This window comes from Clostridium autoethanogenum DSM 10061 (genome assembly GCF_001484725.1).
GTDB classification, from domain to species: Bacteria; Bacillota; Clostridia; order Clostridiales; family Clostridiaceae; genus Clostridium_B; species Clostridium_B ljungdahlii.
In genome coordinates this window covers 1914629-1935840 of the sequence record NZ_CP012395.1, presented here as the reverse complement: position 1 = coordinate 1935840, position 21212 = coordinate 1914629, and the positions used below count along the sequence as shown (strand labels likewise).

Below are 21212 nucleotides of genomic sequence, written 5' to 3'. Positions count from 1 at the left end.
TGATTATTATAGATTATAATGAAAGACCTGATCCATATCGTATTTTAAACAAAGTGGAAAAAGAAGATAGTGAAAGTGAACGGGGAAAACTAAAAATATTTTTTGGATATGCTGCAGGAGTTGGAAAAACCTATTCCATGCTTAGAGAAGCACATGACATTAAAAACTTGGGAAAAGATATAGTGATAGGTTATATTGAATCCCATGAAAGATTAGAAACTATGGATTTGACTAAAGGGATTGAGAGTATAAATACTAAAGTTATCGACTACAGGGGGGTAATTTTAAAAGAATTTGATTTGGATGCAGCTCTTTTAAGAAAGCCTGAGATAATACTTGTAGATGAACTTGCCCACACCAATGCCAAGGGAAAAAGACATAGAAAAAGATGGCAGGATATAGAGGAGCTTCTTGAAGCTGGAATTGATGTATATACCACGTTAAATGTTCAGCACATTGAAAGTTTAAATGATGTAGTTGAAAGTATAACTCATATTTCCGTAAGAGAAACTATTCCAGATAAAGTATTTGATAATGCAGATAAAGTTGAAATTATAGATATAGAACCAGATGAACTTTTAAAGCGGTTTAGCGATGGTAAAGTATATGCGAGAGATCAAGTAAAGAGTGCCTTTCATAATTTCTTTACTAAAAGCAATTTATATGCTTTAAGGGAAATTGCCCTTAGGAAAACGGCTGACAGGGTAAACTATGAAATTGAAACTGCAAGGCTTTCAAAAGGTCAGATTACTGTAGTACCTGCTTCCGATCAAATACTTGCATGTATAAGTTCATCACCTTCATCTCTTCGGGTTATACGAACAGCTGCGAGAATGGCAGAAGTTTATCATTCAAAATGGATAGTAGTATATGTAGAAACTACTAAATCTCAGAAATTAAGTAAAGAAGATAGAAAAAGACTTAATTCATATTTTAATTTAGGAGAGCAATTAGGTGGAGAAGTAGTTACAATATATGGGGATGACATAGCAGATCAGGTTATACAATATGCAAAATTTAGAAATATAACTAAAATAATAATAGGTAAGAACAATAAAAAAACAAGTAAAGTATTTCACTTTTATGCAAAAGATGTAGTAGATAAACTTATGGATTCCAATTCTTATATTGACGTTTATGTAATACCAAATTCACTATATGATAGGAAAAGTAACAAGATTACTAAGAAATTTAGTAAAGAATTTAATTTATCCTTAAAGGAAGCTATTAAAGCTGCTTTAATTTTATCAATAGTAACTTGTGCTGCTATAATTTTTGACTATGTGGGTTTTTCAGAAGCCAATGTTATTATGATTTTTATTTTAGGTGTTATAATTGTATACATGCAGACTACGGGTTACTTAATGGGTATAATATCTTCCTTAGTGGGTGTATCTATATTTAATTATTTATTTGTTCCGCCCAAGAGGTCTTTTCATTTTTATGATAAAAATTATTTGATTACATTTATAATGATACTTATTGAGGCATTTGTAATAGGAAATTTGACAAATAAGATTCAGCAGGATGCGGATGAGTCCTATACTAGGGAAAAAAGAACACAGACATTGTATAGGGTCACAAGTAAACTTTTAAGTGCAGTTGGAAATTCTGATGTAGTTTCCATAGCTATAAAATATCTATCAAGACTTGTGGACAGAACTGTGGTATGTTACCTGTCTATAGATAACAAACTTTCAACTCCTTTTGTATATTATTTGGATGAATTAAAAAAGGACGACTTAATTTTAAATAAAGATGAGGCTGCTGTGGCTTACTGGAGTTTTTTGAAAGGAAGGGAAGCTGGTTCTGGTACAGATACATTTTATGGGGCAAGGGGATACTATATTCCAGTAAAAGTGCAAAATAAGATATTAGGAGTTATTGGAGTTTCCTGTGAAAAAGACTTTTTAAGCCATGATCAGAAATTTATTGTAGAAACTGTAACGGGCCAAATGGCTATTGCACTTGACAGAGAAATACTTGTAGGACAGCAGGAGAAATCTAAGGTGGAGATTGAACGTGAAAGACTTAGAAGCAATCTTTTAAGATCCATTTCTCATGATTTAAGAAGTCCACTTGCAGGAATTAAGGGAGCAGTAAGTACTATTATAGAAAATGGTAAATTTATACCAGAAAAGACTAAGGAAGACTTGCTGAATGGGATTTATGACGATACAGAATGGCTTATAAGCCTTGTAGAGAATCTTCTTAGTATGACTAAATTTGATGAGGGGAATATGAAAATCAATAAAAACCTAGAATTGGTGGAGGAAGTAGTATCAGAGGCAGTTCAAAGAAGTTCTAAATATTTTAAAGACCATAAAATAAAGGTAGAAGTTCCAAAGAAACTTATAATGGTTCCTATGGATGGAAATTTAATTGAGCAAGTACTTATAAATTTAATTCAGAATGCTGCAAAATTTTCTAAAAAACAATCGTTTATACAAATAAAAGTTTATGAAAGTGTAGACGATGTATTTTTTGAAGTCATAGATGATGGAATAGGAATATCAGATAAAATATTGCCACATATATTTGATAGATTTTTTACCAATGGCAGCAGTATAGCAGATTCAAGACGTGGTGTGGGACTTGGACTTACCATTTGTAAGTCCATAGTCGAGGCCCATTGTGGTACAATTGAAGCTGAAAACAAAAAAGAAGGAGGGGCTATTTTTAGGTTTAACATTCCTAAAGGGGAAAGTACTAGTAATGAGTTAATGTAAGGAGGAAGATTGATGGATAGTAAGCCTTATATTCTTGTAATTGAAGACGACAGACCAATAAGAAATTTTATTACAGCAGCTTTATCTTCCCAGGGATATAAATATATTGAAACAGATAAGGGAAATGAAGGCATTTCTCTTGTAATGTCACACAATCCTGATCTTATAATATTAGATTTGGGTCTTCCAGATATTGATGGAATTGAAGTTATAGAAAAAGTAAGAGGATGGTCCAATATTCCCATTATAGTTGTATCTGCAAGAGGAAATGAAAGACAGAAAGTTGAAGCACTTGATAAGGGCGCAGATGACTATTTAACTAAACCTTTTAGTATAAGTGAATTGCTTGCTAGAATTCGTGTGTCTTTAAGGCATCTTATTGTAAACAAAGATCAACATGAAATATTGAATAATTTTAAGGTAAAAAGGCTATCTATAGATTTCGATAAAAGACGTGTAACTGTAGAAGGTAAAGAGATACATTTAACTCCTATAGAATATAAAATAATGGCACTTTTATGTAAGTATTCAGGAAAAGTGCTGACTCATAATTTTATTATTCGTGAAATATGGGGTTCATCCTTGGGAAGTGAAACTAAATCATTAAGGGTGTTTATGGCAAATTTAAGACGAAAGATAGAAAAAGATCCTGCACAGCCTGAGTATATATACACAGAAGTTGGAGTAGGCTACAGGCTTGCAGATGAGTAGTATAAATGAATTATGTATAAATTTTTAATAAACATTTGGAGGAAAATGAGATGAAATTCAATGTAGCACTAATACCAGGAGACGGAATTGGACCTGAAGCTATTGAACAAGCTGTTAAAGTATTAGATAAAGTTGGAGAAATATTTTCACATGAGTTTAAATACACAAAAGTTTATGCAGGAGGATCAGCTGTTGATAAATATGATAAGCCCCTTCCAGAAGAAACTTTAGATATTTGTAAAAAAAGCGATGCAGTTTTACTTGGGGCAATAGGAGGAGATAAGTGGAGCAATCTTCCTTTAAATAAAAAACCAGAAAAAGCACTTTTGACTTTGAGAAAAGAATTAGGACTTTATGCAAACTTGCGTCCTGCAGTACTGCAAAGATCATTAAAAAATGATTGCCCTTTAAAGTCTGAACTTGTAAAAGATGGTATTGATATGATTATAATAAGAGAATTAACTGGAGGAATGTATTCTGGTGAGAAAGGAGTAAGGCAGGGCAAAGATGGAAAAGAAGCTTATGATGTTGAGTGCTATAGTGAAAATACAGTTAGAAGAATAGCTTCAAAGGCTTTTGAAATTGCACTTAAAAGAAGAAAAAAGGTAACTAGTATTGATAAAGCTAATGTTTTAGAAAGTTCCATGCTTTGGAGAAATACTGTAAATGAAGTAGCAAAAAATTACCCTGAAGTTGAGTTAGAACAGATATATGTAGATAGTGCCTCAATGAAAATCTTAAAAAATCCTGGTGCATTTGATGTAGTATTGGCATCAAATGCATTTGGGGATATTATAGCAGACGAAGCTAGCCAAATAGTTGGATCTATTGGAACCTTGCCAGCTGCAAGCCTTGGGGAGAAAAGCTTGGGAATGTTTGAGCCAAATCAAATACATTCTTCCGTGCAGGATATTGCTGGGAAAAACACGGCAAATCCTATAGCTGTAATAATGTCTTCTGCCATGATGCTTAGATACTCATTTAATTTAAATGAAGAAGCTTCTGCTATTGAGAAAGCTGTATCAGAGACACTTGAAAATGGTTATAGAACTAGAGATATGATGACTGATGGAATGAAACTTGTTGGAACTAGGGAAATGGGAGATGTTATAGCTAAATTGTTAAGTAAGTAAAGGCGAGTTAGAATTGAATTTGAGATGCTAAAATTAATAATATACAGCTTATGCATAAATGTTTTATGTACAAGCTGTATATTGCTAAACTGCACTTTAACTAAGATAATTTGACCTAGGAAATTATGTCTTGATGCAGCTATTTTAGGTCATTAAGTTGCTTTTTTAAGTCATGAATTTGATCTTTTTTACTCTGAATTGACTCGAGGTACTGCATCTGGGCTGCGATAGAAAGCACAGTAGCTCCAGTTGATGCAATTACGTTTCCAAGAACATTTATTTCATCTGCACTTTTATCTTTAGTTATAACAATAGCTATAAAAGTACTAAGTACTGCAAGCTGTGTAGGGGATATTGTGTTTAAACAAGACATTTTATTCACACCTCTAATATATATTATATGAAATTAATATAAATGACACACTAAATTATTTAGGCATTTGAAAGAAAATAGGCTAGCGTGCTGACTAGTTATTGCTTTAAAAATACATTATAGTTGGGAGGGTAAGATTATGAAAGAATTTGGGAAACTTTTAGGTTGGGTTGGATTTTGGGCGTATTTTATATTACTCCTTAATTTCTTTATAAAGTACATAAATAGGAAGTATATGAAGAAGTTACCCAAAGATAAAAAACAGTATGAGCGTGTATATAAAGTCTTTATGAAGTACATTGTAAAATATCACAAGTTGGTTGGAATTATAGGAGTTATAGCTGTAGTGTGTCATGGTTATTTTATGTATAAATATAAGGGAATTTCTATACCGGGACTTGCTGCAGCTGTAGTTATGATTGTAACAGCATGTTTAGGAATATATGGACTTAAAAGTAGGAATATGAAGGGAAAATGGCTTATGGATCATAGGATATTAGCGTTTTTTCTCATATTCCTAATACTATTTCACATAATGTTTAAAAAGTTTCTTATGGTATAGAATTTCTAAGTGTGATTTCAATTTTGTTATTATATTTTATATAGAATTTCAATTAGAATCACTATATAGTTTCTTTAACTTAAAAGTCAGCTTATACACAGGTATATTTTTACAATAATGAAGCTCTTTTAAATATTTAACGAGCTGAAGGTTATAAAAAATATTCTGAGTATAAGCTTATTTTTAATTGGTAACTATGTCAGTTATATTTTTAGGATAAATATTAACGGCACATAAAACTTCTTATTTGACGTAAATCCATTCCAAAATAAACCCATCTATTTCTATGCCATCTATAACCTGAAATAGATCTTCTTCCTACATGAGTTAACCATGCCCAGAATCCATTGCCTCTATTTGGCCAAATATAAACGAACTTAAATAAGCATCGTCTTATAGAACCTGGATCTACAAATTTTGTACTTGAACCAGGTGCTAAGTTTTGAGGTGCTTGAGGAATATTGGATGGAGGAGGACCTGGTGGAAAGTTATCTCGCTGTCTGCTCATACACATAGGGGTATGGTTTGAGGAAAATCGTAGGTAAGGACATACGAAATCATCATCTAAATAATCTAATTCTTCGGGTTCATCATCTTCTCTAGCTTCATCATCAAATCTGAAGTAATCATAATCGTACATGTATACAACTCCTATTTTTTACTCTTAATTAAATAGTATGTTATTGTGAGTTATATAGTTACAAATCAATGAAAAAAATTTACATATACATAGTAGTTAAGTTAGAATTGTTCCTTAGAACAGTTTGATGTATATATAAAGTTATATAGACTAGCATGTCTTAATTCATCTGTTATTATTTCAATAAGCATGTTTATGTGTTTTCTGTTATTAAGTGCAAATAATATTTTTCTATATTTTACAACTGCATTTAGTTCTCCATTTAAGGCACGTTTAATGCCGCTGCAGAAAGAATCGGGAGTATTAAACTCTACATTTTCAGGAGAAGGAATCATATTTCCCGTTAATTCATAGTAAATAAATCTAAACATTTTGTTATGCTTTTTTTCATTGTCCCTGATACCAGATATAATTTTTTTAGATTCATTTTCAGGAGCATTTTTTATTAAATAGTCGTAAAAAAGTTCATCTTCTCTTTCTCCAGAGATAGCTTCTTCTATTAACTTTAGTGCAGAATTGAAGTTGTCTGGATAAGTGTATTCATCTAAATTCAAGTCCATCTGAGAAACATTGTTAGGAAAGTTCATACCACAGCGAGTAAAGGGACACATATAATGTTTCATTTTCAACTCTCCAAAATATAAATTATAGTAGTATTTTATGATAGAAGTTATAAAAAGTGAATGGGGATAAATAAGTTACTTTAATGCAATATACTGATATATTAAACTACCATATTGTAAAAAAGTAATTTATTAATCTAGAATTAAACTTTTTTCATTTATGTAAATTTTATCTAAAATTGATTTATAATATAAGTATAAGTTTGGAATATAAGGAGATGTTTGGTGTGTATCCAATAAAATTTGAAAACTTATACTATGATAAAATTTGGGGAGGTAGAGATTTAGAACTTTTCAGGAGTAACCTTCCAGAAGGTAAGATAGGAGAAAGCTGGGATATAGCCTGTCATAAAAATGGTATGGGCATAGTAAAGAATGGGGAATTCAAAGGAACTAGATTTGATGATCTTGTTAAGGCTCAAGGAGATAAGCTATTGGGAACAAAAATTAAAGGTAATAGATTTCCCCTTCTTGTAAAGCTAATAAATGCTAGGGAGAAACTTTCAATACAAGTTCATCCAGATGATATCTATGCGAAAGAAGTAGAAAATGATTCAGGAAAAACAGAGGTATGGTATGTTATTGAAGCATTTGAGGGGGCAAGTTTGATAGTTGGAACTAAAGATGGATGCAGCATAGACGAATTTAAAAAGGCTATAAACAATGGAAACTTGGAAAAGTATATGAACAGAATTCCTGTTAAAAAAGGTGATGTGTATTTTATAAAAAGCGGTCTTGTACATGCAATATGTGAAGGAGTTATATTGGCAGAAATTCAACAAAATAGTGATATAACTTACAGAGTATATGACTATGGAAGGGGAAGGAAGTTACATATTAATAAAGCCTTAGACGTAGTAAATCTAAAATTAAAAGGAAATAGGAGCAGAGGTATTAGTATAAAAAAGGATGGCTATAAAAAAACTTATCTTTGTTTATCAACAGAAATTTCTCTGGAATTATATGATATTCAAATTGAAGCAGTAGAAAAAAGTGATAGAGAAAGGTTTTATATATTTACCTGTGTTGATGGCAAGGGCAAGATAGTTTATAGCGGCGGTTTTGAAGATATATTTAAAGGAGACAGTGTGCTTATTCCAGCTTCTCTTGGAGAATATAGATTAAAAGGTAACATGAAGTTGCTTAAAAGCTATGTTCCAGATTGTAATAAAGTAGAAAATAGTATATTAGATGAAATAAGAAAATTTTAAGAATTTTCACTAAGCTATTGTTAATAAAAATCTTTTTATTAACAATAGCTTTCTTCTTTTTTATACATAAAAATTGAAAATATCTTATTTTCAAAAAATTTTAAATTTCTAGCTAAATATTTTAGTAAAGCATTTCATTCAAATCCTTATTATTGTATCTCAACCCTTTGTATAAGACAATTCCCTTAAATTTTATCTATAGAATTACTGTATTATGTATAGGCAATAACTATAAAAGATAACGATAACATTGGTGGTAACTATTGGTAATATATTTTAGATTTAAGTATAATGAAAACATAAAGATTGTTATAAAATACACAAGGGGGAAATAAAATGTCAAAATTAAATGAAAAAGAATTTCAGGATTATCTGAAACAAATTAGGGCTTTAGCTGAAGGACCTTTTGAAGAAATACAAAAAGAAGTTGAGGTTACTAATAAATTTCCTCAGAAGTTTTTTGACTTATCAATTGAAAACAATTTATACAGATGCGCATTGCCAGAACAATATGGTGGATGGGGATTAAGTGAGACACAGATTTTACAGGTACAAGAAGAGTTCAGTAGAGGACCAGGCGGAATGCGTATGCATCTTCATTATGCAATGGATTTAAACTGGAGAATTCTTGATGACTTTGGAAGTAAAGAATTAAAAGATGAATATATGGATAAATTTCAGGATAAAACAATCTTCACATGCTTTGCATTAACTGAAGAAACAGGTGGTACAGGAGCAGATTTACATACAAGAGCTGTGAAAGATGGAGACTATTACATCATGAATGGTGAAAAAACATTAATTTCCCATACTGACTGCTGTGAGTTTGCATATGTAATCGCTGTCACTGACCCAGATGCTCCAAAGGATAAGAGATTATCTGCATTCTTTGTACCAGTTAATACACCTGGTTATGAAATCGTTCCAATGCCTCATATGATGGGTTGCCGTGGAGCTGGACATGCAGGATTAAAATTCACTAACATGAAGCTTGACAAGAAATACTTACTTGGTAAAGAAGGCGAAGGCTTAAAGATTGCAATGCATTCTTTATCCGTATCTAGAGCTCATATTGCAGTAAGTAATCTTGGTATGTCTCAGAGAATGTTAGAGATGACAATTAAGAGAGCAAAAGACAGAGTAACATTTGGAAAACCACTTGTTAAGAGACAAGCAATTCAACAGACAATTGCTGATATGGGAACTGAAATACATGCACTTAGATTAATGGTTTACGATTTTGCAAAAGATTATGAAGCTGGTAAGGAAATTGAGATGAAAGCAGCTATGTGTAAACTTCATAGTATCAATACTGTTAAGTTAGTATCTGATTATATGTTAGAGATATTTGGAGGAATTGGATACTTTGAAGAATGCGAATATGGTCCAGTTGAAAGATTATATCGTGATTGTCGTGCAATGTGGTTAGAGGAAGGCCCTAGAACTGTTCAAAGATTAACAGCTTCAAGAAAACTTATTGCTAATGGAGGCAATACTGAAGAAGAATAATTTTTTACTTGAAATATTTACTATTTTATATTATAGCCTTTTGAAGTTTTCAAAAGGCTATAAATAAAATATAGAAACAGGAGGATAAAAATGGAACCTTTAAAAGGGATTAAGGTGGTAGATTTAACCACATATTTAGCAGCTCCTACTACTGCTAGGATTATGGGAGAATGGGGCGCTGACTTAATTAAAATCGAAGCCCCCAAAGGAGATCCAGCAAGAGGACAGGGTTCAGTATTTAATATGCCTTTTAGTGATGAAGAAAATTTGCCGTTTGATGTAGCAAATATGGATAAGAGATTTATCACTATAAATTTGAAGACAGAACATGGACGGGAAGTTGCTTATAAATTATTAGAAGAGGCAGATGTATTTATTACAAATACAAGAACAAAATCACTTGTAAAATTAGGTATGGATTATGATACCTTGAAAGAAAAATTCCCAAAACTTATTTTTGCACAGGTTTTAGGATATGGAGAAAAAGGACCTGCAAAGGATAGGCCGGGTTTTGATGCTACTTGCTATATGGCAAGGGGAGGTGTCCTAGGTACAACAGTAGATAAAGGTGGTTCGCCAATGAATCCACCTAATGGATATGGAGATTTTCAGGTTTCAATATGTCTTTTATCTGGTATATGCGGAGCTTTGTTTAACAGAGAAAGGACAGGAAAAGGAGATAAGATAACTGTAAGTCTTCAGCATGCTGCATCATTTATGTTAAGTGTTGCTATGATTTCAGCACAATATGGAAATGAATATCCAAAGAGTCGAAAAGAAGTTCCAAATCCATTTAATAATTGTTATCGCACTAAAGATAATAAGTGGGTTGTAATGTGCTGTCCTGAATATGATAGAGATTACGATAAAATTATGAATTTATTAGATGTTAAACATATGGTAGGAAATAAAAAATACAATAATTGTGCAAAGATAAATTCAGATAAGCTAAATCATGAAGTAGTAGATATACTTGATGAGGCTATTTCCAAGATTAATAGGGATGATTTGCTTAAAATACTTGAAGACAATGAACTGCCGTGTGAAGCAGCAAATGAGCCTTTGGATGTTTATAAAGATGAGCAGGTTTGGGCAAACAATATTTTAACTAAAGTAGATTACCCTTCAGGAAAAAGAATGGTTCCTACTAATCCAATTTTATTTGGTTCTATGTCAGAACCTATAATAAAAACTTGTAAACCTCAAGGTGCACATACAGAGCAAATCATGAAAGAATTAGGTTACAGCAGCAGTGAGGTTGAAGAATACATAAACGAAGGAGCTGTAGCTGGATTGAAACTGCTTAAAAAATAATGGGGAGGGTTAAAATTAATGAGCTTATTATATACAAAGGAACAAAAAGAATTAATTGCTCTTGTAAAAGAAATGGCAGAAAATGAAATCAAACCACATGTTCAGGAGCTGGATGAAAAAGGCGAATGTCCAAGAGAATTGTTTAAGTATGCTTTTGATATGGGACTTCATATGCTTGAGATTCCAGAAGAATATGGTGGAACAGGACTGAGCTACGAAACTACAGCCATGATTTTTGAAGAGCTTGCAAAGATAGATGCAGGATATGCAATTACACTTGTTACTACATTTGTTGCTTTGAGAAATGTAATTCTTTCTGGTACCAAAGAGCAGGGCAAATATTTTGCAGATATAATTGGAAAAGGAAATTTTGCGGGTTTCGCTCTTACAGAGCCAAATGCAGGTTCTGATCCTGCAGGAATGAGAGGAACAGCTGTAAAAGATGGTGATGAATATATATTGAACGCAACAAAAACGTTTATCACTAATGGTGCACTTGCTTCTGTGTTTGTAGGAATTTTTAAAACAAACCCTGAAGCAGGCAATAAAGGTATTTCAGCTTTTATAGTAGATGCAAATACACTAGGAATTACTATTGGAAAACATGAAGACAAAATGGGTCTTCGTTTATCAAATACTACAGATGTTACTTTTGAAAATGTAAGAGTTCCAGCTTCTAATATGCTTGGAGAGGAAGGATCAGGATTTAAACTTGCATTAAATTCTCTTAACTTATCTAGAGCCTTTGTTGCTACGTTAGCAGTAGGTATTATGCAGAGGGCTTTGGATGAATCTGTAAAGTATGCAAAAGAAAGAAAGCAGTTTGGCAAGCCTATAATTAAATTTCAAATGGTACAACAGATGCTTGCAGATATGGCAATAAAGATAGAAGCTTCCAGAGCACTTGTAAACAATACTATGAAGTTAATGGATAATGGAAATCTTGTTCGTAAAGAAGGTGCCATTACTAAAGCATTCGTATCTGATTGTGCACAGGAAGTTACGTCAAATGCAGTTCAAATTTTCGGTGGATATGGATACAGCAAAGAATATCCAGTTGAGAAGCTTATGAGAGATTGCAAGGTGTTCCAGATTTTTGAAGGAGCTAATCAGATTCAAAGAATGACAATAGCCGGTGCATTAGAAAAGGAATATAAGTAGGGGGGAAGAGAAATGAACATCGTTGTTTGTATAAAACAGGTTCCTGATACAACAGAAATTAAAATTGATCCAGTTAAAAATACATTAATTCGAAAAGGCGTTCCAAGTATTCTAAATCCATTTGACAAAAATGCATTAGAGCAGGCACTTCGTTTAAAAGATCAATATGGAGCTACTGTAACTGCAATTTCCATGGGACCTGATAACGCAAAAGAAGTTTTAAGGGAAGCTCTTTCCATGGGTGCAGATAAAGCGTACTTAGTTACAGACAGAGCTTTTGGAGGATCTGATACCTATGCAACTAGTTATATTTTATCAAAAGCAATTGAAAAACTAGGGACATTTGATTTTGTACTTGTAGGTAAACAGGCAATTGATGGAGATACAGGACAGACAGGTTCAAGTATTGCAGAACATTTGAAGATTTCCAGATTAAGTTATGTGCTTGATATTAAAATGGAAGGTCAAAAGTGTGTAGTAAAGCGTCAAGTAGAAGAAGGGGCTGAAATAGTTGAAACAAAACTTCCTGTTTTATGTACTTTGACAAAAGAAAGCAATAAACCAAGATATGCAACTATTAAGGGAAAAATTGACTCTTTAAAAGCAGAAATAGGAGAAATTCACTTAGATGATATTAAGGATATAGATACTACCAAAATAGGTCTTAAAGGTTCACCAACAAGAGTAAAAGCAACTTTTACACCAAAACGTCAGGCAAGTGGTGAGGTAATGAAAGTTGTAAATCCTGAAAAAACAGCAAAAGAGTTAGTTGGCAAGCTATTAGAAGCAAAATTAGTTTAAGGGGAGGCTTTGGTTATGAATTTCGATGAATATAAAGACGTATGGGTATTTATAGAATGCTTTCAGGGACAACCAAAGAACGTTGGTTTTGAACTGCTGGGACAAGGTAGAATTTTAGCAGATAGCCTAAAGCAGAAATTATGTGCCGTAGTAATAGGCAGTGACGTAGAAGATGCAGTTAAGGGTGCAGGCAGTCATGGAGCAGATAAAGTTTATGTTGTGCAGGGAGAAGAATATAAAAATTATTCTTCAGATGTATATGGAGATGCATTTTTAAAACTCTGTCACAAGTATAACCCAAATACCATTTTAATAGGTGCCACTATAAGGGGCAGAGAACTTGGTTCTAAAATTGCAGTTAGCTTAAGAACAGGTCTTACTGCAGACTGTACTGCTTTAAGTGTAGAAGAGGATACTGGAAATGTTGTATGGGAAAGACCTGCTTTTGGAGGCAATCTCTATGCACAGATACTTTGCAGTGATACTAGACCACAGATGGGAACTGTAAGGCCTGGTGCCTTTAAGAAACCACAAGAAAATGAAAATAACCGTCCAGAAATTATTAAAGAGACTATTAATATAGACAAAGATTCTATTTTAACAAAAGTAGTTGATTTTATTAAAGCCCAAGAAGATTCTGGAGTCAAACTTGAAGAGGCAGAGTATATAGTATCTGGCGGCAGAGGAATGAAAAATGGAGAAAACTTTAAGATGTTACAACAACTTGCAGATTTACTTGGTGGAACAATTGGAGCATCAAGAGCTGCTGTAGATTCTGGATGGATTCCACAGACAAAGCAGGTAGGGCAGACAGGTAAAACAGTTTCTCCAAAAGTATATATTGCATGTGGAATTTCAGGTGCTGTACAGCATTTAGCTGGAATGAGCTCTTCAGATACAATTATTGCAATTAATAGAGATGAAACTGCACCAATATTTGAAGTAGCAGATTATTGTATAGTAGGAGACCTATTTGAAGTCGTTCCAGCACTTATAAAGGAAATTAGTTCAGTAAAAAATCTTTAATTGTGTTCTTTTTATAAGGAGATATGACGTGATGGATGAAATTAAAATAAATGATAGCCAAAAAAGATTGTATGAAAAAATGGGCTATTGGGGTAAAAAAACACTCTTAGATTACTGGCATACGTCGGTAAAAAAGTATAGAGATAAGGAATTTGTAGTAGATGATAGAGGATATCGTTACACCTATGGACAATTGGATGAAAAAGCAGGTATTGTTGCTTCCTATTTTCTTAGTATTGGAGTAAAGCCTCTAGATGTTATTTCTTTTCAAATACCAATATGGAGTGAATTTGTAATTGTTAGTATTGCATGCATGAAGGTGGGAGCTGTTGTTAACCCAATTGGCATGTGCTATAGTGGTCGGGAAGTTTCATATCTTTTGAATTTATGTAAAAGTAAAGTTTTTCTCTGCCCTACATGGTACAATAAGACAAATTATGAAAAATTGATTCTATCAGTCAAAAAGGATGTAAAAAGTTTAAAACACATTGTATTACTTGACAATCTTAAAGAAAAAGAAAGTAACAGTATTACTTTAAAACATATATTATCATCATACTTTTCCTTGAACATAAAAGATGAGGTAATGGTTGACAGTAATGATGTAGCAGCTATCCTTTGCACATCCGGTACTACTGGATGTGCAAAGGGAGCCATGCTGACTCATAATAACATAATATTTAGTGAAAAATACTTTAATAAGGAACTTGGCATTACAAAAGATGATATTATGTTTATGCCGGCACCTTTAAATCATGCAACTGGCTTTCATCATGGAATTATTGCACCTATGCTTATTGGATCAAAAGTGGTTTTACAGCAGAAGTTTAAAAGTAAAAAGGCAATAGAACTTATGAATAGAGAAAAATGCACCTGGTCAATGGGAGCTACACCATTTATATATGATATTTTGAAAAACATTAGAGAGGATGAAGTTTACCTTAGTTCGTTAAAATTTTATCTTTGTGGTGGAGCTGTAGTACCAGAAGAAATGGTAAGGCAAGCCTATGAATATGGAATAAAATTATGTGAAGTTTATGGATCTACAGAAAGTGTTCCACATGTATTTGTAAGACCAGATGAAAATATTGAGTTAACATTTGGCACTGCAGGAAGGGCTATGGAAGGCGTAGAAGTTAAAATTGTAGATGAAAATAGAAAAGAGATACTACCTGGAAATCTAGGGGAAGAAGTATCGAGAGGTCCAAATGTATTTGTAGGATATATAGGTGATAAATCAGCTACAAATAAGGTACTGGATGATGAAGGATGGTTTTATAGTGGCGATTTATGTGTAAGTGATATAAGTGGCAATATTAATATCATTGGGAGAAAAAAAGACATAATTGTTAGAGGCGGTGAAAATCTCAACTCGAATCATATAAGTCAGTATATTTCAAAATTTCCACTAATTAAAGATGAGGCAGTTATTGGAATGCCTGATAAGCGTCTTGGTGAACGAATTTGTGCTTATGTCGTATTGAAAAAAGAAGTTAATTCTCTGAAATTAGAAGAACTTTTAGAGTACATGGAAAAGGAAAAAATCCCTAAAAGGTATTGGCCGGAACACCTGGAGATTATAGATAAAATTCCCAGAACTGACAGTGGAAAGGTGAAAAAAAATTTATTGGCAAAGGATTTAAAAGTTCGAATGAGTAGACAGGAGGAGTCAAGTTGGAAGGGCGAGAATTCGGTCCAAGAAGATCAAGAGAAACAACAAAACCAAGGGTTGTGTGCCCCAAGTTAATATTTTATCATTGTAAACATTGTGGAAATGTATTTCAGTTAACAAGCATGGGAAAGGGAATATCTCCAATGTGTTGTGATGAAAAAATGGAGATACTTTCTACCAAAAATCCTTCAGAAGTTTCAGATGATATAATTATTGATTACAAAATTACAGGTGGGTACAATGAAAATGTGGTAGAGGTCTTTTGGAAAATAAGGAATGAAGCTATTTGTGTTGAATGGATTTATCTTAGGACATTTACAGGTGGACAGTTAAAGTATGTGACAAATCCTAAAAAGACATCTTTTGTATTTGCTTTAGCAGATGAAGATGCGTATGTTTACTGTGATGAAGATCCATGCCTTGAATGCACTTTTAGATGTAAAAGGGGATTTGAAATTTATGCATATATAAAAGATAAAGCAATTGTTAAAATCCCTTTAGAGAGAATGCATGCTAATTGGCAGTCCTAATTTTATGGCTTTTGCTTTTTTTTATCATATAGTCTGAAAACATTTTCACAGCTATAGAATGGTAATTATTTTTATTATAGGCCATATATACTGTACGTGTATTGTTTGGTGTATTTAGTTTTATAATTTTTAACTTATGAAATTGGAGTAAAAAAGAGGTACGTGCAGTAATAGCAGCCACATTTGTTGAACATACCATTCCACCAATAGTTATTTCATCGTCAAAATCATAACTTACATGAAGGTCATAAGGTTTTAAGAGTTCCATTATAGTTTTACCAATAGGCAAACTTTGTCGATATGTGATCAATGGATAGTCGCTAATATCTTGCAAATTAATGATTTTTTCTTTTGCCAATGGATGTTTATCGTTTACAACAAGGACAAGTTCTTGATCAAGAATTGGAATAAATTCAATGCTAGGTTCATTTTCCAAAATGGAACAGAAGCCGATATCGTATTTTTCTGACTTGATTCCAGCTATAACATCTAAAGTCATGCCAGTGAAAATGTTAAATTTGGTTTTTGAATTTACAGTATTTAAATACTTATTTATTATATTTGGCAAAAAATTTCCACATAAGGTAGGAATACATCCTATATCAATAATTCCTCCAACAATACCAGATGATTCTTTTAAGCATTCAATCCCTTTTTCTAATTCACTTAAAGAATTGCACACGTAGTGATAAAAAACTTTTCCGTATTTTGTAAGTTTGATTTTTCGACCTTGTCTATGAAATAATTCTAGACCAATTTCTTCTTCTAAAGATGAAATGGCTTCACTTAGACTTGGTTGGGTTATATATAATTCTTTAGCAGCTTGAGTAAAATGCTGTATTTCAGATAATTTTTTAAAATAATATAATTGATTTAAGTTCATAGTGTACCTCCCTGTAAATTTATACTCGTATTTGTTAATATTTTAGCATATTTCGATAAAATATTCCACAATTATGGTATAGTTTAACAGGAAAAAATAAAACTAATTAATAGATTAAATAGAAGGGAGAAATGAATATGATTTCAGAAGTTGAAAGCGTTGGTAAAAGCGTTGGTAAGAAGAGGTGGGAGATTGTTTTACTTTTAACTCTATGCTACTTGATTTTATATATGGACAGATCATGTATGTCAATGGCAGGCCCCTCTATGATGAATTATTTTCATTGGAATGCAAGTCAGTTTGGATTGGTTTCTACAGCTTTCTTCATTGGTTATGCTTGTACTCAAATTTTAGGTGGATGGTTAGCTGATAAATTTGGTGGAGGCAAAGTTGTAATGTTTGGTGCGATATGGTGGTCAGTATTTGTTTTTTTAACCCCATTTGGAGCAACCTTAGGTCTTATGATAGTAATTCGTATTGTTATGGGAATGGGAGAAGGAGTTTCTTTACCGGCCATGTCTACAATTATTGCAAAATGGGTACCAAAGAAAGAATCAGGACTAGCATGGGGAATAAGTATAATGGGTGTTTCTATGGGAATTGCTCTTGCTATGCCTATCTCTGCATGGATTATAAAAACTTGGAGTTGGCAGATGGTATTTCACTCCTTCGCTTTTCTTGCACCTATTTGGGTAATTATTTGGTGGAAGTTTGGAAAAGATAAACCAGAAGATCATCCTAGTGTAAGTAAAGAGGAATTACAATATATAAGAGTAGACGATAATATATCAGAAAATTCAGGAAAAAGAACTATTTTAAGTTCAAAAGATATATTTTCTACTCCATCTGTATGGACGGGTGCACTTTCATTTTTCTGTACTAACTATTTATTTTACTTATTTATGACATGGCTTCCTACGTACTTTGTTAAGGGCAGAGGATTTGCAATGGGTACAAGTGCTATTTATACAATGATGCCTTATATTGTTGCAACTTTTACATATCCATTTGGTGGATGGTTAGCTGATAAAGCAGCTAAAAAGTTTGGAGATAATATGGGACGAAAGTTATTTCCTCTTCTTGGTATGGTTGGAGCAGGTGTTCTGCTTATACTAGGATCTAAGGCTTCTAGCGCTATTTCGGCAGTAGCATTAATATCTATATCAAATGGAGTATTATGTCTTACTATGGGTGGATATTATTCAATGCCAATGATTTTCTCTTCAACTAATGCAGGTAAAATTACTGGACTTTATGCAACTTTTGCTACAATTGGAGGTATATTAGCTCCACTTCTTACTGGAATTATGGTTGACGCTCACGGATATACAAGTGCACTTTACTTAGGTGCAGGAATATCTATACTTGGTGCTATTATATTACTTACAAGTACAGTTCGTCCTATTGTACCTATAGCTGAAAGAAAGTAGGTTTATCCTAGAAATATTTATTTTGATAATGATTTCATCTAAAGGATAGAAAAGTATTTAAGAAATTTGTTAATAAGCATCGGATGAAGTCTAAAATTTTGTCCGATGCTTAAAGCTATTTACTTTAAGAAAAATAAGCAGCAGCCTAAAGATAGCAGTAAATGATAAAATTTTTACATAAGGAGTTGTTGAGCAAATGGATTTTAGCAAGTTATTTAAAGTTGGAAGTACATATGTTAGTGAGTATATAGTAAAACCTGAAGATACAGCTAATTTTATTGGAAATAACGGTGTTGTTATGTTATCTACGCCTGCTATGATAAAGTATATGGAATATACAACTTTACATATAGTAGACAATGTTATACCTAAAAATTATAGACCTGTTGGAACTAAAATTGATGTTGAACATATAAAGCCAATACCTGCAAATATGAAGGTTGTTGTAAAAGTAACATTAATATCCATTGAAGGTAAAAAACTGCGTTATAATGTAGAAGCTTTCAATGAAAAAAATTGTAAAGTAGGTTTTGGAATATACGAACAACAAATAGTTAATTTAGAACAATTTTTAAATAGATAGTAAAAATTAATAGAACCGATAAATTTTTTGAGTTATTTAGGATAAAAATATATATGAAGTATTTGTTTAAAGGTTTTAAAATTTAACCTTTTAATCAAGTAAGAATAAATACATTATAGTGTACCTATGATGTATTTATTTCATATAAAATGAAAATTATTTTATAAAAACTATTGCAAAACAATAATTAATATTATATAATAATTTATGTCAAGGGAAATGAAAATTATATGAAATAACTTTAAGGAGGAATTTTAAATGAAAAAATTTGTTTGTGCTGTTTGTGGATATGTTTATGAAGGTGAAAATCCACCAGAAAAATGTCCTGTATGTGGTGCACCATCAGATAAATTTGTTGAAAAGGCAGAAGGCGAAATTAGTTGGGCAGATGAACATAAAGTAGGCGTCGCTAAAGGTGTAGATGAAAAAGTATTAGAAGAATTGAGAGCTAACTTTACTGGAGAATGTTCGGAAGTAGGAATGTATCTTGCTATGAGTCGTCAAGCTGATAGAGAAGGTTATCCAGAAGTTGCAGAAGCATATAAGAGAATAGCTTTTGAAGAAGCAGAGCATGCAGCTAAATTTGCAGAATTATTGGGAGAAGTAGTATTACCTGATACAAAGAAAAATTTGCAGATGAGAGTAGATGCGGAGACAGGTGCTTGTAAAGGTAAAAAGGATTTAGCTACTTTAGCTAAAAAATTAAACTATGATGCAATTCATGATACAGTACATGAAATGTGTAAAGATGAAGCAAGACATGGAGCTGCTTTCCAGGGATTGTTGAATAGATACTTTAAATAAACAGTAGTCTCGGATAAATGCAAGGGACTGATACACTAATTAATTAGTGTATCAGTCCCTTTTTGTACTCTATGCTAAATACATAAAATAAGATATAGCATCTTTTGTTGGAGTTTGAAAATCTATATTTCTCTTATGGTAAGCATCACCGTTGTAGTCATAACCTTGATTATCACAAATATACGCATAATCAAAACTTTTTGGATCTACCCACTTCATGAATGTATATGTATGAGTAGGGCCATTCCCATAAGAAATGGTAAAGCATATATCTCCTGGTAAAAGCTTAGATAAATCTGTAGAAGTTTGCCATCCTCTGCTTTGAAGCTGAGATGTAAGTTGATTAGTATTTGCTACAGATTCTGGAAGATCAGTCATTCCAGCTCTTCTAAGAGCTTCGCTTGCATAATATACACAGTTATTACTTGTATCTCCGCCGTGAAGTTCGATAGCTCTGTCTAGTACAGATTGTCTATTATCATAATTCATAAGATAATTATAAAGGTTTGTCCCAATTTGAGATTGAATTCTATAGTCGTTCATAATAGATGGCACGGGTTCAAATGCCTTTATAGTTAAACTTAATGTCACTGGTTTACTATATCCATCAACAGTACCTGTATAAGCATATACACCTGGTATGCTTGTCGTGTCTACGGACTTGTCCCAAGATACATTTACAGAAGTAGTAGTATTATTTGACATTTTAGCAGTTACCTGTGTAGGTAAGGTGTAATCATCTTGCTGATTTATAGTTACGCTTATGTTATCTATAGAAGATATAACTGGTGCGGTTTTAAATTCTACTACAGTAGGATTTTTAAGTGTTTTGTTGTATCTGGATACTATATTTCCACTTATAGTTAAAGTATAGTCTGTGTCTGGATTACAAACATTCGTAGGTGATACAATAACGGACATTCCGAAATCTGTTGAAGAAAAAGTTAGTGGAACTTCAGTATTATTATTGTCAACTAGTCTTATTTTACCACTTAAGGAATTTACATCTACTGGTTGGTTAAAGCTTATTTTCCACTTTTTACTTACAGGAATACTAACTTTTACAATGGTATCGTAATTTGTGCTTTGATTGACATTTGAATTAGCCTTTTCTGGAGTATTGTTTTCACTGGCGCTTTTATCATTGCTGCTATTAGTGTTACCATCAATAGTTTTTGAATTAGAAATATCTTTATTAGTATCTAAACTAGTTGAAGCGGTAACAGTTGATACGTTAGAAGACTTGTCCATATTATTTGCAGCTAATGCAATTGTACAGTGAGAGCCTTGAGCAATTGCATAAATTCCGCAAAATAATACGAAGTTTTTAATAAGTTTCTTCACTTTTTAATCGCTTCTTTCTATTTTAATTTTAATTTATGTAAAAAATATGCCATATCTATTAAGTTAAATTTTATCCTATTACTCCACCGAACCTTGTAAAAGTAATTTATGCAAAATCATAGACTTTAGTTCTCTGCTTTTTTCAAGGTGGGGTAAAGAATAGTTGTGTCTCT

At 32.4% G+C, this 21212-nt stretch carries 20 protein-coding genes; 15 read left to right on the top strand and 5 right to left on the bottom strand.

Features of this window, described 5'->3' with window-relative positions; all coding sequences use genetic code 11:
- The first annotated feature begins 8 nt into the window (after window positions 1–8).
- Genes CLAU_RS08650 through leuB form a run of 3 tightly spaced genes read left to right on the top strand, consistent with a single transcriptional unit; the run spans window position 9 to window position 4573 of the window.
- Window positions 9–2729 carry a sensor histidine kinase gene (locus CLAU_RS08650; RefSeq protein ID WP_029170073.1) on the top strand — a complete coding sequence of 907 codons (2721 nt, stop codon included), beginning with the start codon at window positions 9–11 and terminating at the stop codon, window positions 2727–2729.
- Window positions 2730–2741: 12 nt separating this feature from the next.
- Window positions 2742–3440, top strand: a complete 699-nt coding sequence (locus CLAU_RS08645; protein WP_013240548.1) for a response regulator — start codon at window positions 2742–2744, stop codon at window positions 3438–3440.
- Between the two features lie 50 nt (window positions 3441–3490).
- Window positions 3491–4573 (top strand): 3-isopropylmalate dehydrogenase, encoded by a 1083-nt coding sequence (gene leuB, locus CLAU_RS08640; RefSeq protein WP_013240547.1) that lies wholly within the window; start codon window positions 3491–3493, stop codon window positions 4571–4573.
- Window positions 4574–4712: 139 nt separating this feature from the next.
- Here the strand turns inward: leuB and CLAU_RS08635 are convergent, their stop codons facing one another.
- Window positions 4713–4946 (bottom strand): hypothetical protein, encoded by a 234-nt coding sequence (locus tag CLAU_RS08635; protein WP_013240546.1) that lies wholly within the window; start codon window positions 4944–4946, stop codon window positions 4713–4715.
- Between the two features lie 139 nt (window positions 4947–5085).
- Here CLAU_RS08635 and CLAU_RS08630 point away from each other — a divergent pair, with 139 nt between their 5' ends.
- Complete coding sequence (locus CLAU_RS08630; protein ID WP_013240545.1) at window positions 5086–5508, top strand: hypothetical protein; 423 nt, start codon at window positions 5086–5088, stop codon at window positions 5506–5508.
- Window positions 5509–5731: 223 nt separating this feature from the next.
- On the opposite strand, the gene CLAU_RS08625 is transcribed toward CLAU_RS08630, so the two are convergent.
- Together CLAU_RS08625 and CLAU_RS08620 are read right to left on the bottom strand one after the other, a co-directional pair.
- On the bottom strand, window positions 5732–6148 hold the full coding sequence (locus CLAU_RS08625; protein ID WP_013240544.1) for a hypothetical protein: 417 nt from the start codon (window positions 6146–6148) through the stop codon (window positions 5732–5734).
- Between the two features lie 101 nt (window positions 6149–6249).
- Entirely contained in the window at window positions 6250–6771 is a 522-nt protein-coding gene (locus CLAU_RS08620; protein WP_013240543.1) for a ferritin family protein, read from the bottom strand.
- A gap of 227 nt (window positions 6772–6998) precedes the next feature.
- Here CLAU_RS08620 and CLAU_RS08615 point away from each other — a divergent pair, with 227 nt between their 5' ends.
- The 8 genes from CLAU_RS08615 to CLAU_RS08580 all read left to right on the top strand — a co-directional run bounded on the left by CLAU_RS08615 (window position 6999) and on the right by CLAU_RS08580 (window position 15995).
- Window positions 6999–7982 carry a type I phosphomannose isomerase catalytic subunit gene (locus CLAU_RS08615; protein WP_013240542.1) on the top strand — a complete coding sequence of 328 codons (984 nt, stop codon included), beginning with the start codon at window positions 6999–7001 and terminating at the stop codon, window positions 7980–7982.
- 336 nt (window positions 7983–8318) lie between these two features.
- Window positions 8319–9491: an acyl-CoA dehydrogenase family protein gene (locus CLAU_RS08610; protein ID WP_013240541.1), complete on the top strand. Its 1173-nt coding sequence runs from the start codon at window positions 8319–8321 to the stop codon at window positions 9489–9491.
- A gap of 90 nt (window positions 9492–9581) precedes the next feature.
- Entirely contained in the window at window positions 9582–10805 is a 1224-nt protein-coding gene (locus CLAU_RS08605; RefSeq protein WP_013240540.1) for a CaiB/BaiF CoA transferase family protein, read from the top strand.
- Window positions 10806–10823: 18 nt separating this feature from the next.
- Window positions 10824–11966, top strand: a complete 1143-nt coding sequence (locus tag CLAU_RS08600) for an acyl-CoA dehydrogenase family protein (RefSeq protein ID WP_013240539.1) — start codon at window positions 10824–10826, stop codon at window positions 11964–11966.
- 12 nt (window positions 11967–11978) lie between these two features.
- Window positions 11979–12767: an electron transfer flavoprotein subunit beta/FixA family protein gene (locus tag CLAU_RS08595; RefSeq protein ID WP_023162464.1), complete on the top strand. Its 789-nt coding sequence runs from the start codon at window positions 11979–11981 to the stop codon at window positions 12765–12767.
- Window positions 12768–12782: 15 nt separating this feature from the next.
- Window positions 12783–13793, top strand: coding sequence for an electron transfer flavoprotein subunit alpha/FixB family protein (locus CLAU_RS08590; RefSeq protein WP_013240537.1), 1011 nt, complete (start codon window positions 12783–12785; stop codon window positions 13791–13793).
- Between the two features lie 31 nt (window positions 13794–13824).
- The gene (fadK, locus tag CLAU_RS08585) at window positions 13825–15540 is read left to right on the top strand and encodes a medium-chain fatty-acid--CoA ligase (RefSeq protein WP_013240536.1); all 1716 of its coding nucleotides are present in this window, start codon (window positions 13825–13827) and stop codon (window positions 15538–15540) included.
- On the top strand, window positions 15468–15995 hold the full coding sequence (locus CLAU_RS08580) for a hypothetical protein (RefSeq protein ID WP_013240535.1): 528 nt from the start codon (window positions 15468–15470) through the stop codon (window positions 15993–15995). Before fadK ends, CLAU_RS08580 begins: the two co-directional genes overlap by 73 nt.
- Here CLAU_RS08580 and CLAU_RS08575 read toward each other — a convergent pair.
- Window positions 15979–16878, bottom strand: coding sequence for a LysR family transcriptional regulator (locus CLAU_RS08575; RefSeq protein WP_013240534.1), 900 nt, complete (start codon window positions 16876–16878; stop codon window positions 15979–15981). The genes CLAU_RS08580 and CLAU_RS08575 overlap by 17 nt on opposite strands.
- A 137-nt stretch (window positions 16879–17015) precedes the next feature.
- Here CLAU_RS08575 and CLAU_RS08570 point away from each other — a divergent pair, with 137 nt between their 5' ends.
- The 3 genes from CLAU_RS08570 (at window position 17016) to CLAU_RS08560 (ending at window position 19695) form a co-directional block, all read left to right on the top strand.
- Window positions 17016–18308: an MFS transporter gene (locus CLAU_RS08570; protein WP_013240533.1), complete on the top strand. Its 1293-nt coding sequence runs from the start codon at window positions 17016–17018 to the stop codon at window positions 18306–18308.
- 196 nt (window positions 18309–18504) lie between these two features.
- Window positions 18505–18891, top strand: a complete 387-nt coding sequence (locus CLAU_RS08565; RefSeq protein ID WP_013240532.1) for a thioesterase family protein — start codon at window positions 18505–18507, stop codon at window positions 18889–18891.
- Between the two features lie 258 nt (window positions 18892–19149).
- Window positions 19150–19695: an NADH peroxidase gene (locus CLAU_RS08560; RefSeq protein WP_023162461.1), complete on the top strand. Its 546-nt coding sequence runs from the start codon at window positions 19150–19152 to the stop codon at window positions 19693–19695.
- Between the two features lie 69 nt (window positions 19696–19764).
- On the opposite strand, the gene CLAU_RS08555 is transcribed toward CLAU_RS08560, so the two are convergent.
- A complete protein-coding gene (locus tag CLAU_RS08555) occupies window positions 19765–21039 on the bottom strand; it encodes an Ig-like domain-containing protein (protein ID WP_013240530.1) in 1275 nt (424 codons plus the stop codon).
- Window positions 21040–21212: the final 173 nt, after the last annotated feature.

What these genes read in the sequence shown, in the direction of transcription:
- CLAU_RS08605 (WP_013240540.1), top strand. Translation starts at nt 9,582, where the DNA reads ATGGAACCTTTAAAAGGGATTAAGGTGGTAGATTTAACCACATATTTA.
- CLAU_RS08590 (WP_013240537.1), top strand. Translation starts at nt 12,783, where the DNA reads ATGAATTTCGATGAATATAAAGACGTATGGGTATTTATAGAATGCTTT.
- CLAU_RS08595 (WP_023162464.1), top strand. Translation starts at nt 11,979, where the DNA reads ATGAACATCGTTGTTTGTATAAAACAGGTTCCTGATACAACAGAAATT.
- CLAU_RS08570 (WP_013240533.1), top strand. Translation starts at nt 17,016, where the DNA reads ATGATTTCAGAAGTTGAAAGCGTTGGTAAAAGCGTTGGTAAGAAGAGG.
- CLAU_RS08575 (WP_013240534.1), bottom strand. Translation starts at nt 16,878, where the DNA reads ATGAACTTAAATCAATTATATTATTTTAAAAAATTATCTGAAATACAG.
- CLAU_RS08610 (WP_013240541.1), top strand. Translation starts at nt 8,319, where the DNA reads ATGTCAAAATTAAATGAAAAAGAATTTCAGGATTATCTGAAACAAATT.
- CLAU_RS08630 (WP_013240545.1), top strand. Translation starts at nt 5,086, where the DNA reads ATGAAAGAATTTGGGAAACTTTTAGGTTGGGTTGGATTTTGGGCGTAT.
- CLAU_RS08645 (WP_013240548.1), top strand. Translation starts at nt 2,742, where the DNA reads ATGGATAGTAAGCCTTATATTCTTGTAATTGAAGACGACAGACCAATA.
- CLAU_RS08560 (WP_023162461.1), top strand. Translation starts at nt 19,150, where the DNA reads ATGAAAAAATTTGTTTGTGCTGTTTGTGGATATGTTTATGAAGGTGAA.
- CLAU_RS08600 (WP_013240539.1), top strand. Translation starts at nt 10,824, where the DNA reads ATGAGCTTATTATATACAAAGGAACAAAAAGAATTAATTGCTCTTGTA.
- CLAU_RS08625 (WP_013240544.1), bottom strand. Translation starts at nt 6,148, where the DNA reads ATGTACGATTATGATTACTTCAGATTTGATGATGAAGCTAGAGAAGAT.
- CLAU_RS08620 (WP_013240543.1), bottom strand. Translation starts at nt 6,771, where the DNA reads ATGAAACATTATATGTGTCCCTTTACTCGCTGTGGTATGAACTTTCCT.
- CLAU_RS08635 (WP_013240546.1), bottom strand. Translation starts at nt 4,946, where the DNA reads ATGTCTTGTTTAAACACAATATCCCCTACACAGCTTGCAGTACTTAGT.
- CLAU_RS08565 (WP_013240532.1), top strand. Translation starts at nt 18,505, where the DNA reads ATGGATTTTAGCAAGTTATTTAAAGTTGGAAGTACATATGTTAGTGAG.
- fadK (WP_013240536.1), top strand. Translation starts at nt 13,825, where the DNA reads ATGGATGAAATTAAAATAAATGATAGCCAAAAAAGATTGTATGAAAAA.
- leuB (WP_013240547.1), top strand. Translation starts at nt 3,491, where the DNA reads ATGAAATTCAATGTAGCACTAATACCAGGAGACGGAATTGGACCTGAA.